Raw genomic sequence first — 15,646 nt, 5'->3', positions numbered from 1 at the left:
GCGCTCAGCATAAGCCTGCGCGACGGGTCGTTCAACCCGTCATGCCGCCCATCTCGCGCTGACGGTCTACAGCTCGGCGTGGAGGAGCCACACCTTGTCCGCCGCCTCGCGCCACGAGAAGGCGCGGCCGCGATCACCGGCCAGCACGCCGAGCCGCTCGGCCTGTGCCGTGGACGCGAGCGCCGACGCGAGCGCCGCACCGAGGCCGTCGGACAGCTCGGAGGCGTCGGTCGCCGAGACGAGCACTCCCCCGTCGAGCACGACCTCGTCGTGCACGGCGGAGGCCGCGGCGATCACCGGGACACCGAGCCGCAGCGCGTCGACCACGCGCCAGGGGAACGCGGCCCGTCGCGACGGCGCGACGAGCGCGACCGCCCCGCCGAACACGGCGGCGCGGTCGGCGGGATCGAGCGCGCCCCGCACATGCACGGCGCGCTCGGGCACGCCCGCGGCGGAGGCGATGTCGGCGACCGCCGGCTCGTCCCCCTCTTCGACGTCGATGACCACGACGGGGAGGTCGATGCCGGATGCCGCCACCGCTGCCAGCGCCGTGGCGAGGTTCTCCGAAGGGGGCGGGCCTCCGGCGATCAGCACGAATCCTTCCGGCAGGTCGAGCCCCCGACGACGACCGACCTCGTCCGTCGGCACCGCGAATCGGGACGGGGCGGCGCCGGCGATGACCCGGACCCTGTTCGCCAGCGAAGGGGCGATCTCCAGCAGCCGCGTGGCGAGCGAGTGCGTCGGCACGACGACCGCGTCGGCGTGCTTGGCCGCGCGCTTGAGCATCGCCCGGTGCCACCCGACGACCGAGCGAGGCAGCTCGGACGACGCCTCCCACGGCCGCAGATCCCAGATCGTCACGACGGTCTGGTCGTGGTCGTGGACGCGGTCGTGCCGCACGAGGGGCGCGAACAGCGACGGCGCGTGGATCATGCCGCCGCCGAGGCCGCTGCCCACCCCGAGCTGCAGCACACCGGCGAGCTCGCGACGCGGCAGCGCGCTGCGCCGGACGGCGGACAGCCCCGGAACCGCCGCGAACGCGTCGTCCGCGCCGCCCGCGGGGCCGATGCCCTCCACCTCGCACCCGTCGGGCGCGGCCACGACGAGAGCCCGCGCCAGCTCGAGCGATGCCTCGGCGAGCTGCGGCTCATTGGGCGCCACGAGCTGGTCCAGCATGACGCGAAGGGTCGCCACCACCGCTCAGCCCTCCGGCGTCTCGGTCGGCGGGTGCAGCGTCGTCCGGATCAGCTCGGCGATATAGGCGTAGTCGGGGTCGAACTCGTCGATCCCGCCGGCCGGCGTCAGCTCGAGCGTCTGCACGGGCTGCTCCTTGGCCTTCATCGCCAGGTCCACGAGCGTCGGGATGAGCGACTGCGGCAGATCGGTCTGCACGATGTCGGCACCCGCCGCGGCGACGTCCTGGAACCGGGTCAGCACCACCTGCGGGGTGAACTGCGCGAGGATCGCCGCCTGCAGCTCCCGCTGGCGCTCCATGCGGTCGAAGTCGCTCGTGGTGTAGCGGGAGCGGGCGTACCACTGCGCGGTGTCGCCGTCCATGCGCTGCGTGCCGGGCTCGATCCAGCCGATCGCCCACTCCTCGACGGGCTGGCCGGTGTATGACGGCCCGCCGCCCTTGGGCAGGCGCTCGTCGACGGTGATCTCGACGCCGCCGAGAGCGTCGACGAGGGACGCGAACCCGTGCATGTCGATGAACACGTAATAGGGGATCTCGATGCCGAGGATGCCTTCGGCGGCGTCCTTCGTGGCCTCGATGCCGGGGGCCGATCCGTTGGACTCGGCATCCGGATACAGCTCCGCGCCGTCCTGGCACACCTCGACCTCGGTGCGCAGCTGGTTGATGCCGCTCCCCCACCCGCACGACGGGTCGGAGAAGCCCTCGTGGCCGTCGGGATAGCGGTCCCGCATCGGTCCCTCCGAGAACGGGAAATGCGGCATGTCGCGTGGGATGCCGGTGATCGTGGTGGCCCCCGTCTGAGCGTTCACCGACACGACCGAGATGCTGTCGAACCGCATCGAGTCGCGGCCCTCGCCGCTGTCGGCGCCGAGCAGGAGGATGTTGTAGTACCCGTCCGACGGCGGCACGGTCGGACCGCTCGCCCCGAAGATCGTCGAGATCGTGCTGCGGGCGGTGCCGACCGCCGTGGATGCGTAGGCGGCGGCGCCGCTGGCGACGACGAGCAGCCCCACGGCCACGGTCGCGATCGCGAAGCGGGCGCCACGCCCGGTCCTGACCAGCCGCACGAGGCGCAGCGTGTCGATCGTGAGCACGATCCACAGCGCGGCGTAGGCGATGAGCACGCCCTGCGCGACGAGGAGCGGCAGCGGGCGGAGGAGTCCGAGCCAGTCCGGAAGCCACGCGCTGGTGACCAGGCTCAGCCCCGCGGTCGGCGCGAGCAGGGCGAACAGCACCCCCACCACCGCGAGCACCCACAGCACGAGCGTGGATGCGATCCCGAAGCGACCGAGCCGCCGGTTGCCCGCGAGCACCTGCGCCGAGCCCGGGATGAGGAAGTTGAGACCGACCAGCCACCACCCGCGCCGGGTCATGAGGGCGCGGGACGAGGTGTCGGGATACCGCAGCGGACGCTCGTTCACGACCGCGGCCGTCACCGCCCTGGCGCCCGTGCGCGGAGGACTGGCGATGCTCACAGCGACTCCCTGAGCCGCCGGTTCTTCTCCTCCACCTGGGATTCCAGGTCACGGGCGTAGGCCTCGACGCGATCCGCCACGGCATCGTCGGCGACTCCGAGGATGCGCGCGGCCAGGAGCCCGGCGTTCTTGGCGCCGTTGATCGAGACCGTGGCCACCGGGATTCCTGCGGGCATCTGGACGATGCTCAGCAGCGAGTCCATGCCGTCGAGCGTCGCGAGCTGCACCGGGACCCCGATCACGGGCAGCGCCGTCACCGACGCCAGCATGCCCGGCAGGTGGGCAGCGCCCCCCGCTCCCGCGATGATGACCCTCAGGCCGCGCGAGCGGGCGTCCCGCCCGTAGCGCATGAGCTTGTCGGGCGTGCGGTGCGCCGAGACGACCTCCACCTCGTGGGGGATCCCGAAGTCGGTGAGGGCCTGGGAGGCATCGCTCATGACCCGCCAGTCCGAGTCGGAACCCATGACGACGCCGACCAGCGGCGCCTCGGAGGAGTGAAGGGGCGCAGTCACTCGTCAAGGGTAGGGGGCGAGGCTGGAAGATCCCCGCAACGGCGCGGCCCCGTCGGCAAGCTCAGGAGCCGCTCGAGCGCTCAGTCGAGGAAGACGGATGCCGCGGCCCGCGCCTGGTACGCGACGTCGTCCAGGTCGTCGCCCACGACGGTGACGTGACCGACCTTGCGCCCGGGGCGGGGCGCCTTGCCGTAGGTGTGCACCTTCGCCTGCGGGTGCTCGCCCATCGCCGCGGCGAACCGCGCGTCCAGAGCGTCCTGCGCCGGGCCGCCGAGGATGTTGACCATCATCGCCCACTCGGCCAGCGGATCGGTGTCGCCCAGCGGAAGGTCCAGCACCGCACGCAGGTGCTGCTCGAACTGGCTGGTCACCGCGCCGTCCTGGCTCCAGTGCCCGCTGTTGTGCGGCCGCATCGCGAGCTCGTTGACGAGCAGCCGCTCGTCCGTGGTCTCGAAGAGCTCCACCGCCAGCATCCCGGTGACGCCCAGGCCCTCGGCGATTCCGACGCCGACCTGGGCCGCCACCTGCTGCAGCCGGTCCCCCGCGTGCGGGGCGGGCGCGATCACCTCGGCGCAGACGCCGTCGCGCTGGACCGTCTCGACCACCGGATACGCCCGGACGGCGCCCGACGGACGGCGGGCGACCTGCTGGGCGAGCTCGCGCGTGAACTCGACCAGCTCCTCCGCCAGCAGCGCGCCGCCCCGAGCGTCCTCCGCGAGCGTCGCGAACCAGTCCATAGCCTCCGTGCCCGCCGAGACGACGCGCACGCCCTTGCCGTCGTACCCGCCGCGCGGCGTCTTCACGACCGCCCGGCCGCCGTGGTCGTCGATGAAGGCCTGGAGCTCCTCAGCGGTCGTGACGGCCGCCCAGTCCGGCTGCGGCATCCCCAGCTCCTGCAGGCGTGCGCGCATCAACAGCTTGTCCTGCGCGTACCGCAGCGCGTCGGGACCAGGGTGGACGGCGACGCCCTCGGCCACCAGCGCCGCCAGCACCTCCTGCGGCACGTGCTCGTGGTCGAAGGTGAGCACGTCGACGTCCCGGGCGAAGGCCAGCACCGTGGCGGCGTCGCGGTAGTCGCCGACGGCGGTCGCGGCGAGCGAGGCCGACATGCCCTCCTCCTCGGCGAGCACCCGCAGCTCGACCCCGAGCTCGACCGCCGGCGCGATCATCATGCGGGCCAGCTGCCCGCCCCCGACGACTCCGACTCGCAGCGCCATGCCACTCCCTCTCGACTGCAGACAGACCTCCTCCATCATCCCGCACCCGCGAGCGGGAGGCGGCGCGTCAGGAGGTCGGCGCGGGAGGCCGTGGCGGGACCGCGGGCGGCGGGCCCGGCGGAAGCGGCTGGGCGTCGCGATGCGCCAGGATCTGGTTGACCTCGACCTGGTCGACGAGCGCCTCGTGCACGAGCTCGACGCTCGGGATGTCGGCCAGGCGCAGGGGCTCGTCGACGCCGTTCGCGAGAGTGATCGTGCCGGCACCCCACAGGCGCTGCAGGACGCCCCGGCGCACGGTGAGCGTGTAGCCGCGCACGTGGGCGAGCTCCCGCTTCTTCACGCCGAAGGCGCCACGGCGCTCCATGACCCGCCGGGTCGTGATCGTGTAGACGTGGGCCCACCAGCCGAGGAACGGCAGGAGCACGAGGAGGAGGACGATGGCGGCGCCGGCACCCAGCAGCATCCAGTCCTCGAACGGGGCAGGGAGGTTGCCGTAAAGATATCCGCAGGCCGCTGCGACGGCGATGAGCACCAGCGCGGACCAGAACAGCCTGCGGGCGTGGGGGCGGAAGCGCGCGACGAGCAGCTCCGGCGTGGGGGCGCCCGGGGCCGGGGTGAGCGGCCTGCCGCCGTAGCTCGTCGGCTGCGTCATGCTCCCATTGTGACCGGTGGCCGCGACACCGCGGCGCGCACCCGCCGGTTCGGCTCAGTCCGGTGCGGTCGACGGCCGGGTCCGGACGTGGACCACGTCGCCCGCCGAGACCACGCTCTCGTACTCGTCGTCCTGGACGATCACGAGCCGCCCGTCCGGGTCGATGCGGTGACCTCGCCCCCACAGCGTCTGGCCGTCGGGCAGCGACACGGCCACGTCGTGACCGAGGGTGCCGCACAGTGCCTCGACCTCGCCGTGCACCCCCGACGCCCCCGCATCCCCGCCCGCCGCGACCAGGGCCTTGAGCTGCTCGTCCAGCGCGCCGAGGTAGTCGGCGAGCAGGCGGTCCTCGTCGCACGTGAGGCCGTGCACGGCGAAGGATGTGGCCGTGGTCACCGGCAGGTCGGGGCGCGGCATCCGCGTGTTGACGCCCGCTCCGACCACGACGGCGTCCGGACGGCCGGGGACGACCTCGGCGAGGATGCCGCACACCTTCTGGCCGTCCAGGAGCACGTCGTTGGGCCACTTGAGGGTCGCGGTGTGGATGCTGCCGGTCAGCTGTGCGCCGATCGCCCGCGTCATCGCGGCGCCGGCGATGAGCGGGATCCAGCCGCGCGCGGCGGCCGGCAGGCCGGTGACGTCCACGAGCACCGACACGGCCAGGGCGGTGCCCGGCGGCGTCACCCACGTGCGGTCCAGGCGACCGCGGCCCGCGCGCTGGTCGTTCGTCAGGAGGAGGGACAGGTGCGGCCAGTCCGCGGGCGCCTCCGCGACGTGGCGCAGCACGTCCGCGTTGGTCGAGTCCGTCGACTCCACGACCTGGACGCGCGGGCTGATGGCGGCGGTGAGCGGGAACCCGTCGGACGAGAACGTCATGATCCTCACGCTACGCCGTTCATGCCGCCATCCATCAGGATCTGTGAGTGGCGCGCGCCGCGACCGTGCGGTGAGGTGCACAGCGGATGCCGCGACCCCTTGTGCGGACCCTCCAACGGATGCGCCGACCCCGCCGATAGGGTGGAATCCGTGACCGAGCAGCCCGACCTCTCGACGACCGCCGGCAAGATCGCCGACCTCCGCGCCCGCTTCCAGGAGGCCGTGCTCGATCCCGAGGAGGTCGCCAAGCAGAAGCAGCACGCGAAGGGCAAGGGCACCGCGCGGGAGCGCATCGACATGCTCCTCGACACCGGCAGCTTCGTCGAGCTCGACGAGTACGTCCGCCACCGCACCACCGCGTTCGGCATGGACCGGTCCCGCCCCTACGGCGACTCCGTCGTGTCGGGCGTCGGCACCATCCACGGTCGCACGGTGGCGGTGTACTCGCAGGACTTCTCGACCTTCGGCGGCTCGCTCGGCGAGGTCGCCGGCGAGAAGATCATCAAGGTGATGGAGTTCGCGCTGCGCTCCGGCATCCCGATCGTCGGAATCCTCGATTCGGGCGGTGCGCGCATCCAGGAGGGCGTCGTCGCCCTCGGCAAGTACGGCGAGATCTTCCGCCTCAATACCCAGGCGTCGGGCGTCATCCCGCAGATCTCGATCATCATGGGCCCGGCCGCCGGCGGTGCGGTCTACTCCCCCGCCCTCACCGATTTCGTCGTCATGGTCGACAAGACCAGCCAGATGTTCGTCACCGGCCCCGACGTCATCAAGACCGTGACCGGCGAGGACGTCGGCATGGAGGAGCTCGGCGGCGCGCACACGCACAACACCCGCTCGGGCGTCGCGCACTATCTCGCCGAGGACGAGGACGACGCGATCGACTACGTCCGCACCATGCTCGGCTTCCTCCCTGACAACAACATGGCCGAGCTGCCGGTCTACGAGACGGGATTCGAGTTCGAGACGACGGATGCCGACCGCGCGCTGAACGCGATCATCCCCGACTCGCCCAACCAGCCGTACGACATCCATCAGGTCATCCGCGGCATCGTCGACGCGGAGGACTTCCTCGAGGTGCAGCCTCTGTTCGCCCCGAACATCGTCATCGGCTTCGGCCGCATCGAGGGGCGCTCGGTGGGCATCATCGCCAACCAGCCGTCGCAGATGGCGGGGACCCTCAACATCGAGGCCGGCGAGAAGGCCAGCCGCTTCGTGCGCTTCTGCGACGCGTTCTCGATCCCGATCGTCACCCTCGTCGACGTGCCCGGCTACCTCCCCGGCACCGACCAGGAGTGGACGGGCGTCATCCGTCGCGGCGCGAAGCTGCTGTACGCGTACGCCGAGGCGACCGTGCCGCTGGTCACCGTGATCCTGCGCAAGGCGTACGGCGGCGCCTACATCGTGATGGGCTCCAAGCAGCTGGGCGCAGACATCAACCTAGCGTGGCCGACCGCCGAGATCGCCGTGATGGGCGGGCAGGGCGCGGTCAACATCCTGTATCGCGGCGAGATCAAGCGGGCCGAGGAGGCGGGCGAAGACGTCGCCGCCGTGCGCACGCGCCTGGCGAACGAGTACACCTACAACGTCGCCTCGCCGTTCCTCGCCGCCGAGCGCGGCGAGCTCGACGGCATCATTGAGCCCGCGGCCACCCGCGTGTCGGTCGCCAAGGCGCTGCGGGCCCTCCGCGGCAAGCGCGCGAGCCTGCCGCCCAAGAAGCACGGGAACATCCCGCTGTGAGCATCGCGGACGACGGGTCGCAGGCGGACCGCGTCACGATCGACGTCCTCCGCGGCACTGCCACGGAGGAGGAGCTCGCGGCGCTCATCGCCGTCGTCAGCGAGGCCTACGTCGGCGAGGCCGCGGAGGCCGTCGCCGACGACAGCGCCCGCCGCACCGCGTGGCAGCTGTCGCAGCGCGACCTTCGCCGCCCGCTGCGGCGCGATCTCGGCTGGGGACGCTTCGGCTGACCCCCGCGCGGGCATGGCCGTGTCCCCCGAAATACCTACAGACACCGGTCGCATCGCGTGGCGATACTGGATTCGCTGGAACGCTTTTGCGTTCGGCCGACCCGGATCCGTCATGCGGATACCCCGGGTCCGGCCACGCGGACGGTTTTCGGGTAACCGTCCGCCAGGCGAGGGGCGGGCGGCTTCGCCGCCCCTCGCCTCCTTCGATTTCGTTCCCCGTCCGGCGTCCCTCCCTCTGCTGGGCGGGGATCGTGTGCGCCGACAGACGCCGTCCGCGAGTGCGGACGGGCGCGGCGCGTCGTCACACCCTCCCGGGATGCGGGATCTCGCGCCAGAGGTCGACCGCGTCCTCGTCGCTGGGGGCGCCGACCGACGGCGATCGCCCCACCACCGTCACCGCGACCCGCTCGTCCGGCGACGTGCGGATGTACAGGCGGTCGGAGCTGGCCGAACGCAGGGTCTCGGCCAGCTGCGCCCGGATGACCGCCAGCGTGTCCTCGTCGACGTCGTCCAGCCCGCCTTCGTCGAGCACCGTCACGTTCGCACCGCGCCGTCGCGCCCGCTCCAGCTCGGCGCGCACGTCGTCGTCGAGGAGACGCGGCCCGCGCATCTCGTCGCGCAGCCGGCCCTCGGCGATGCGCGCCTCGAGGCGGTCGTCGTCGGTGAGGGCGCCGCCGTTCGCGACGGTCCGCGTGAGCACGGGCCCGGCGACCGCGAGCGCCTTCTGCACCTGCACCCGCCGCTCCCGCTGACGCACGACCTGGGACGTCTGCCAGGCCGTCGCGGCGCGCTGCAGGCGCGTGAGACGCGAGGTGTCGCGCGCGGCGCGATCCATCGAGCGCACGAGCAGCTGCGCGACGGCGACCCAGACGATCGAGCCCACGAGGCCGAGACCGAGCGCGGTCAGCGGCCCCATCCACGCCATCGACGCCACCGACAGCGCGACGATGCCCGCCCAGGCCGTCCACGGCCGGCGGCGGACCATGACGATGGTCATCAGCGCCCCGATGCCGCCCAGGTACCAGGTGGCGAAGGGATCGGTGCGCGCGGCCTCGCCGACCGAGAGGGCGATGGCGCTCGGCACGATGAGGGCGCACGCCAGAGCGAGCACCTGGGCGGGAACGGGCAGCGGCATCGAACCGCGGATGCCGTCGCCCGCGGCCTCGGGCCTTGCGGGGTCGCGGGGCGCGCCGGGTCCGGCCGCCTCGGCCGCGGCGCGGGCAGCCCTCACCGCCGCAGGCTCCCAGAAGATGCAGAGCCAGGTGGTGGCGAGATAGAGGGCGAGGGTGGTGACGACCACGAGCGGGTAGGGCACCGGGCCCGTCCACGACAGCCCGCGGGCGGCGAGGTACGCCGTGAAGGCGACGGCCAGCACGGCCAGGACGTTCTTGACGCTGATCATGCGGCCGCCTCCTGCCACGACAGGCGGACGACGGTGCCGTGCGGTCCCGTCTGCAGGTCGGCCTTCCCGCCGACGGCCGCGACCCGCGCCACGATCGACGCACGGATCCCGAGGCGGTCGTCGGGGACGGCATCCGGATCGAAGCCCTCCCCGGCGTCGTGCACCTCCACGCGCACCCGTCCGCCGCCGCAGATCACGGCCACGCCGAGACCCGCGCCGCCGGCGTGCTGGATCGCGTTGGCGACGGCCTGGGTCGCGGCGAGCGTGAGCGCCCGCGCCACGCGCCCCGGGATCGGCGGCGAGGCGGGGTCGATGTCGCGCTGGACGTCGACCTCGACGCCCAGGTCGCGGGCGGCCTCGCCCACCTCGGCGGCGAGGGTGGCGGCATCCCACGGCTCGTCGGTGCCCTCGTGGTCGTCCTGCTCGGTGTTGGCCAGCCGCGTCAGCGCCTCCCGCGCCATCGTCGCCGCCAGCGTGCGCTCGCGCGGCGTGGTCGCGCGCTCCGCCGCGATCAGCGCGGCCAGCACGCTGTCGTGCATGAGCGCCGCGACGGCGACGCGCTCCTGCTCGGCGGCGTCCGCGGCGGCCGCCTTCGCGTACGAGGCCACGGCGCGGGCGCGCGTCTCGTCGACGTTGACGGCCATCGAGCGGAACAGCCACCCGAGCGTGAGGATCACGCCGCCCAGGATGAGCGTGAACGACACGTCGAGCCCGACGACCAGCCAGTACTCCTGGGCGAAGCCGACCTGGATCAGGCGCACGATCCCGAAGAGCAGCGGCGTCAGCGCGGTCCAGATGACCTGCAGCGGGAAGGGGAAGGCGAGCACGGCCGCCAGGGTCGCGAGGTTGAGGGGAAGCCAGATCCACGGCTCCTCGAGCGAGGGCGGCGCGACGCCGGCCGTCGCGATGGGCCAGGCGACGAGGGCGAGGACGTAGATCATCGCGAACGCGCCGGCCGCGATGCGCACCCCGCGGCCGATGATGCAGGCCAGGATCATGACGGCGAGCGACCCGAACACCGAGATCATGAGCGCCTCGTGCCAGCCCGGGCGCTCGTCGGCGGATCCCAGCGCGGTCAGGAACGACTGCAGGCCGACGATGACCGACCCGAGGCCGGCGGCGAGCGAGATGATGCGCTCGACCCGCGACCGGGTGAACGAGCCGATCCCCGCCGTCGAATGCGTGGCATGCGGGATCTGCCCCCAGGCCGTGTCGAGCACGCCCGTCTGCACGTCAGCGGCCACGCGCCACGTCTCCCGGGTCGGCGGACGGCTCGACGAGGATGCCGTCCTCGACCGCGCGGTGGAGCAGATCGATCTTGGTGGGCGCGGGGCGCCCGACCTCGACGTACTTGACGCGGATGCGCGTGATGTTCTCCTTGGCGGTGGAATAAGCCACGCCGAGGCGGTCCGCGACGACCTTGAGCGGCAGCCCGGCGGCGTAGAGCCGCAGGACGTCGCGCTCACGCGCCGACAGCTGTGCGTCGGCGAACGCGCGATCCCCCTCGACGGCACTGGCCCACTCGACGTTGTTGAGGGGTTCGCCGCGGGCGACGGTGCGCACCGCGGCGATCACGTCGTCGATCGGCGAGGACTTGCTCACCACCCCGGCGGCGCCGGCGGCGAGCGCCTCGCGCACGGCGGCAGGGCGGTCGGCGACGCTGTGGATGATGACGCTCGAGCCGTCGCGCACGAGACGGCCGACGTTCTCGGTCACGGTCGTCCCGTCGCCGAGCGTGAGGTCGAGCACGACGACGTCGGCCGGCGCCTGGCGCGCGTAGGCACGCCAGTCCAGATACTCCGTCACGGTGCTGCCCGAGAAGGCCACGTTCATGCTCTCGGCCCGCGCGCACGCCGCCTGGAGCCCGAGCCGCACCGACTCGTGGTCGTCGATGAGGGCGACGCGCGTCATGCGCTCAGCCTATCCACGTGCACCCCTGCACCATGGAGCTTGTAGCCTGAATCGGCAGAAAGGCGTCAATGACCAGCTACCCCGTGACCATCGCAGGACGACCGGTTGGTCCCGAGCACCCGCCGTTCCTCATCGCGGAGGTGTCCGGCAACCACGGCGGCGATCTCGACCGCGCGCTGGCGATCATCGATGCGGCGGCGGACGCCGGCGCCGACGCCGTGAAGTTCCAGACCTATACGGCCGACACGATCACCATCGACGTCGACGAGCCCGTCTTCCGGGTGTCCGACGGGCACGGCCTGTGGGGCGGACGGACCCTCTACGATCTCTACACCGAGGCGCACACTCCCTGGGATTGGCACGACGCGATGTTCGCGCGGGCCCGCGAGAACGGGCTGATCCCGTTCTCCAGCCCGTTCGACGACACCGCTGTGGCGCTGCTGGAGTCCCTGGACGCCCCGGTCTACAAGATCGCCTCGCTCGAAGTCGGCGACACCGGACTGCTGAGGTCCGTGGCCTCGACCGGAAAGCCCGTCATCCTCTCCAACGGCGCGACCAGCCTCGTCGAGGTGGCGCACGCGGTCCAGACGCTTCGAGATGCCGGGGCTGACGAGATCATCCTCCTGTCCTGCGTGTCCTCTTACCCCGCCGACCCGCGCGAGGCGAACGTGCGCAGCATCCCGACGCTCCGAGACGCCCTGGGCGTTCAGGTCGGGTTCTCAGACCACACGCCCGGCATCGGGGCCGCACTGGCGGCGATCGCTCACGGCGCCACCGTGGTGGAGAAGCACCTCATCCTCTCGCGCGCTGAGGGCGGGGTCGACGCCGAGTTCTCGCTGGAGCCGGCGGAGTTCGCCCTCCTCACGCAGGAGGCGCGTCGGGCATGGGAGTCGCTCGGTGCCGCGACGCCCCGGCTGACCGCAGGCGAGTCGGAGAGCCGCAGGCTGCGCCGATCGCTGTGGGTGGTGCGAGACGTGGAAGCAGGAGACCCCGTCTCCGCCGACGCCGTGAGGTCGATCCGCCCGGCGGGCGGACTCGAGCCCGCGGAGTGGGAGCACGTGGAGGGACGCGCCTTCCGCACCGACGTCCGGCGCGGGACGCCCCTCACCTGGGACCTCATCTGAGGCCCCACTCTCGGCGGCGTGGCTCAGACCCGGGCGACCCAGCGCTCCCAGCCCTCGCCTGCTGACGGAGCGGCGGCGAAGCCGGAACGGCGGAAGAGTGCGCGCGAGGCGCTGTTCGAGCTGCGCAGGTCGGCGACGACCGTGCCGCCGCCGTCTCCGGCGACGATGTCCAGCGCCTGCGCGATGATCCGCCCTCCGACTCCGCGCCCGCGGTGGCTCGGCGCCACGGTCACTGATATCTCCCATTCCCGCTCGGCGAGCGCATCGAGCCGGACGGTTCCGACGGCGCCGCGCCAGGCGGCCACGAAGAAGCGCACCCCGTCCCCGGCGATCGTTCTGTTCAGCCATGCAAGGTGCCCCGGCCACGGCACAGGATCGTGGTTGCGGGACTGTCGGCGCACGACCGGATCGTTTCGCCACGCGTACAGGCGACCTGCGTCACGCAGCTCCGCGCGGCGGAGCACGAGGGACGCCGCCCGATGGTCGCTCAGCGCACCGGTCCACGCAAGGACGACGCGTTCGGCACCCCTGCCGTCGACGAGGCGCCGCGCCCTCGCCGCCTGCTCCCGTCGGTCGTCCTCATCCGCTGCGAGCGCGGCGACGCCCTGCATCGCCAGGCCGTCCGATTCGGGGAGGAACCCGACGCCGACGGCCGCACCGGCGCGGATGAGGGCGTCGTAGTGGTCCCTCTGGTTCTCGGCGACCCCGATGAGCGCCATGGGCGCACCGACCGCGGCGAGGTCCCACACGGTCGTTCCCGCGGCGGTGATGACGATGTCCCATCCCGCGACGAGTCGAGCCAGGTCGGGTTGCCGCGGCAGGCGGGTCACCCCGTCGAGCGGCTCGACGCCGCCGACCAGACCTACCCGGGCGACGCCTGGAACGTCGACCGCGGCCCGCGCCACCGCGGACCCGTAGCCCGCGGCATCCGTTCCCCCCATGAGCACGAGCACGCCCACGCCCTCAGTGCGGGCGCCGCCGCCGGGCTCCCCGCCGCGGACGAGCCCGCGGCGAAGCGCGAGATGGTCGGGGCCCAGGCACACGTCCGCCTCGCCGTACAGCGGGTCGTAGTGCTCGAGGGCGCGAGGGGAGCCATCCACGATGACGTCCGCGAACCGGCGTCCGAAGGTCGCGTCGGTCGCGGTGGAGAGTAATCGCCGGGAGGCTCGCGCCTGCTCGTGCAGTGTCGCGTACCCCTCGTAGTGATCGACATGGATGAGGGCGGCATCGGCGACCTCCGCCTGTTGCAGCAGCGCCTGGGGGGTCGATGCGGGAGGAAGCACCTCGATGCCGCTCCCCGCCAGCATCTCCCGCGCCAACGGGGCGGTGACGTCCCCGGAGACGATCGGCCGGCCCCCGCGGTCGGCGAGCGCCTCCGCGAGCGCGAGCGTTCGAACCAGATGGCCGATTCCGCCCTGCGTCGTCGCGTCGCAGCGGAACAGGACGGTGCTCACCCCTCCTCCACGCTCTTCTGCTCGACGTGCGCATTCAGCGCGACGATCTCGGGATGGGATCGGAGCGTCGCCACCACCTCGTACCACCGCGGCGACGGCGGCAGCAGCCGAACGAGGGCGTCCAGCAGCGCGGCATCCGCATCGGTGTCCAGCGTGACGCGAAGATCCGACGAGGACGGGGACACCACGATGCCCGCCCGACGGATGTCCGACCCTGGGGAGTAGGCGCTGCTGGTGACGTGGACGCGGTCGTAGCCCGTCGCCCTCACATCGGTCGTGCGCAGCGCCGGTGTGGAGATCAGCTCGACGTCGAGCCCACGCGGGAGCGTGCGCTGGAGCGTGGTAGACACGTAGCCGAGGCCCGGGTCCCGCCGCCAGACGGCGACGACCTGATCGATGAGAACGGCGTCCAGGAGCGGGCAGTCGGCGGTGAGCCGCACCACGGCATCGGCGCGGCTCTCGTCCGCGGCCAGCACGAAGCGGGAGAGCACGTCGGATTCGCTGCCTCGGACGACGGGCACGCCGGCGGCACTCGCCCACGCGGCGATCGGGTCATCCGCGTCGAGCACGGAAGTCGCGACGACGACGTCGTCGACCTGATCCGCGGACCGCGCCGCACCGACGACCCAGTCCAGCACCGGGCGTCCTGCCAGGTGCCTCAGCACTTTCCCCGACAGTCGCGTCGAGCCCATCCGCGCCTGGACGACGGCGACCACCCGATCGCTCACGCCTTCATGGCCTTCCGCACGGCGTCGATCACCCGGTCGACCTCGTCGTCCGCCAGTCCGGCGTGCATCGGCAAAGAGACCTCGCGACGGTACCAGTCCTCGGCGACGGGGCAGAGGCCGCGGCGATACCCGAGGTCTTCGAAGACGGGATGCCAGTAGACGGGGATGTAGTTGACCTGCACGCCGATCCCGGCGGCCCGGAGTTCCTCGAAAATGCGGCGGCGCTCGTCCGCGGGCACGCGGACGGTGTACAGGTGCCACATCGGGTCCGCGTCCGGCGGACGCCACGGCAGCTGCAGCCCCTCGACGTCGGACAGCCCGTCCCGGTAGCGCTCGAAGACCTGCGCCCGACGCAGCTTGAACGCCTCGAGGCGGGACAGCTGGCTCGAACCGAGAGCCGCCAGCACGTCGGGGAGCCGGTAATTGAGCCCGAACTCCGCGATCTCCTGGTGCCAGGGCCCTTCATCCGGCCACCGCTGCCGGTCACGATCGCGGATGAGGCCGTGGTTGCGGAAGGAGCGGGCGCGCTCCCAGACCGTCGCGTCGGCGGTGACCACGGCACCGCCCTCGGCGGTCGTCGCGTTCTTGGTCGGGAAGAAGGAGAAGGTCGTGACGTCCGCGAGCGAGCCGACTGGGCGGCCGTCGACCGCGCTGCCGATCGAGTGGGCGGCGTCCTCGAGGAGCAGCGCCCCCGCGGCGTGCGCCACCTCCGAGAGCCGGTCCGCATCCATGGGGACACCGGCATAGTCCACGCCTGCGACGACAGCGGTGCGCTCCGTAACCGCGCCGGCAGCGGCACGCGGGTCGAGGTTTCCGGTCTTCTCGTCGACGTCGGCGAAGACCACGCGCCCGCCGAGGAGTGCCGCGGCGGACGCGGTGGCTGCGAACGTGAGAGGGCTCGTCACGACCTCCACGCCTGGGCGTACGCCCATCGCCTGGTACGCGACATGGAGGGCGGCCGTGCCACTGGTGACGGCGACCGCGGGCAGCGTCACCCCTGCAGCGCGGCTCACGTCGGTTTCGAACCGCTCCACAGCGGGACCGGTGGTGAGCCAGTCCGAGCGGAGCGCGGCGACCACGGCGTCGACGTCGTCCTGATTGATGGACTGACGACCGTACTGGATCATCCC

15 protein-coding genes are annotated in these 15,646 nt (G+C 72.5%); 3 read left to right on the top strand and 12 right to left on the bottom strand.

Translation table 11 applies throughout. The features are described from left to right. Positions 1–66: 66 nt before the first annotated feature. The 6 genes from ACWGUG_RS15740 to ACWGUG_RS15715 all read right to left on the bottom strand — a co-directional run bounded on the left by ACWGUG_RS15740 (position 67) and on the right by ACWGUG_RS15715 (position 5,927). On the bottom strand, positions 67–1,197 hold the full coding sequence (locus ACWGUG_RS15740; protein ID WP_452325234.1) for a glycosyltransferase: 1,131 nt from the start codon (positions 1,195–1,197) through the stop codon (positions 67–69). Positions 1,198–1,200: 3 nt separating this feature from the next. Beyond that, positions 1,201–2,670, bottom strand: coding sequence for an LCP family protein (locus ACWGUG_RS15735; protein ID WP_452325233.1), 1,470 nt, complete (start codon positions 2,668–2,670; stop codon positions 1,201–1,203). Continuing rightward, positions 2,667–3,134 carry a 5-(carboxyamino)imidazole ribonucleotide mutase gene (gene purE / locus ACWGUG_RS15730; protein ID WP_378882811.1) on the bottom strand — a complete coding sequence of 156 codons (468 nt, stop codon included), beginning with the start codon at positions 3,132–3,134 and terminating at the stop codon, positions 2,667–2,669. Before purE ends, ACWGUG_RS15735 begins: the two co-directional genes overlap by 4 nt. A 128-nt stretch (positions 3,135–3,262) precedes the next feature. After that, complete coding sequence (locus ACWGUG_RS15725) at positions 3,263–4,399, bottom strand: 5-(carboxyamino)imidazole ribonucleotide synthase (RefSeq protein WP_378882450.1); 1,137 nt, start codon at positions 4,397–4,399, stop codon at positions 3,263–3,265. A gap of 67 nt (positions 4,400–4,466) precedes the next feature. Next, positions 4,467–5,051: a PH domain-containing protein gene (locus ACWGUG_RS15720; RefSeq protein WP_336398433.1), complete on the bottom strand. Its 585-nt coding sequence runs from the start codon at positions 5,049–5,051 to the stop codon at positions 4,467–4,469. 54 nt (positions 5,052–5,105) lie between these two features. Continuing rightward, positions 5,106–5,927 (bottom strand): biotin--[acetyl-CoA-carboxylase] ligase, encoded by an 822-nt coding sequence (locus ACWGUG_RS15715; RefSeq protein WP_452325232.1) that lies wholly within the window; start codon positions 5,925–5,927, stop codon positions 5,106–5,108. Between the two features lie 150 nt (positions 5,928–6,077). Here ACWGUG_RS15715 and ACWGUG_RS15710 point away from each other — a divergent pair, with 150 nt between their 5' ends. Beyond that, positions 6,078–7,667: an acyl-CoA carboxylase subunit beta gene (locus ACWGUG_RS15710; RefSeq protein WP_378882441.1), complete on the top strand. Its 1,590-nt coding sequence runs from the start codon at positions 6,078–6,080 to the stop codon at positions 7,665–7,667. Beyond that, positions 7,664–7,897: an acyl-CoA carboxylase subunit epsilon gene (locus tag ACWGUG_RS15705; RefSeq protein WP_336398429.1), complete on the top strand. Its 234-nt coding sequence runs from the start codon at positions 7,664–7,666 to the stop codon at positions 7,895–7,897. The genes ACWGUG_RS15710 and ACWGUG_RS15705 overlap by 4 nt, the downstream gene beginning before the upstream one ends. Positions 7,898–8,198: 301 nt before the next feature. On the opposite strand, the gene ACWGUG_RS15700 is transcribed toward ACWGUG_RS15705, so the two are convergent. The 3 genes from ACWGUG_RS15700 to ACWGUG_RS15690 are packed head-to-tail and all read right to left on the bottom strand — an operon-like array spanning position 8,199 to position 11,210. Next, the gene (locus ACWGUG_RS15700; RefSeq protein ID WP_336398428.1) at positions 8,199–9,299 is read right to left on the bottom strand and encodes a hypothetical protein; all 1,101 of its coding nucleotides are present in this window, start codon (positions 9,297–9,299) and stop codon (positions 8,199–8,201) included. Next, positions 9,296–10,543: a sensor histidine kinase gene (locus ACWGUG_RS15695; RefSeq protein ID WP_452325231.1), complete on the bottom strand. Its 1,248-nt coding sequence runs from the start codon at positions 10,541–10,543 to the stop codon at positions 9,296–9,298. The genes ACWGUG_RS15700 and ACWGUG_RS15695 overlap by 4 nt, the downstream gene beginning before the upstream one ends. Then, entirely contained in the window at positions 10,533–11,210 is a 678-nt protein-coding gene (locus tag ACWGUG_RS15690) for a response regulator transcription factor (protein ID WP_336398426.1), read from the bottom strand. The genes ACWGUG_RS15695 and ACWGUG_RS15690 overlap by 11 nt, the downstream gene beginning before the upstream one ends. Before the next feature lie 68 nt (positions 11,211–11,278). Between ACWGUG_RS15690 and pseI the strand changes: the two genes are divergently transcribed. Then, positions 11,279–12,334, top strand: a complete 1,056-nt coding sequence (gene pseI, locus ACWGUG_RS15685) for a pseudaminic acid synthase (protein ID WP_452325230.1) — start codon at positions 11,279–11,281, stop codon at positions 12,332–12,334. Positions 12,335–12,357: 23 nt separating this feature from the next. Here pseI and ACWGUG_RS15680 read toward each other — a convergent pair whose 3' ends face one another. Genes ACWGUG_RS15680 through ACWGUG_RS15670 form a run of 3 tightly spaced genes read right to left on the bottom strand, consistent with a single transcriptional unit; the run spans position 12,358 to position 15,643 of the window. Continuing rightward, a complete protein-coding gene (locus ACWGUG_RS15680) occupies positions 12,358–13,788 on the bottom strand; it encodes a GNAT family N-acetyltransferase (protein ID WP_452325229.1) in 1,431 nt (476 codons plus the stop codon). Then, positions 13,785–14,516, bottom strand: coding sequence for a cytidylyltransferase domain-containing protein (locus tag ACWGUG_RS15675; protein WP_452325228.1), 732 nt, complete (start codon positions 14,514–14,516; stop codon positions 13,785–13,787). Before ACWGUG_RS15675 ends, ACWGUG_RS15680 begins: the two co-directional genes overlap by 4 nt. After that, positions 14,513–15,643, bottom strand: a complete 1,131-nt coding sequence (locus tag ACWGUG_RS15670; RefSeq protein WP_452325227.1) for a DegT/DnrJ/EryC1/StrS family aminotransferase — start codon at positions 15,641–15,643, stop codon at positions 14,513–14,515. Before ACWGUG_RS15670 ends, ACWGUG_RS15675 begins: the two co-directional genes overlap by 4 nt. Positions 15,644–15,646 lie beyond the last annotated feature (3 nt).

The sequence above is a fragment of the Microbacterium sp. NPDC055455 genome (genome assembly GCF_053619935.1).
This window is presented reverse-complemented; position numbering and strand designations above follow the sequence as displayed.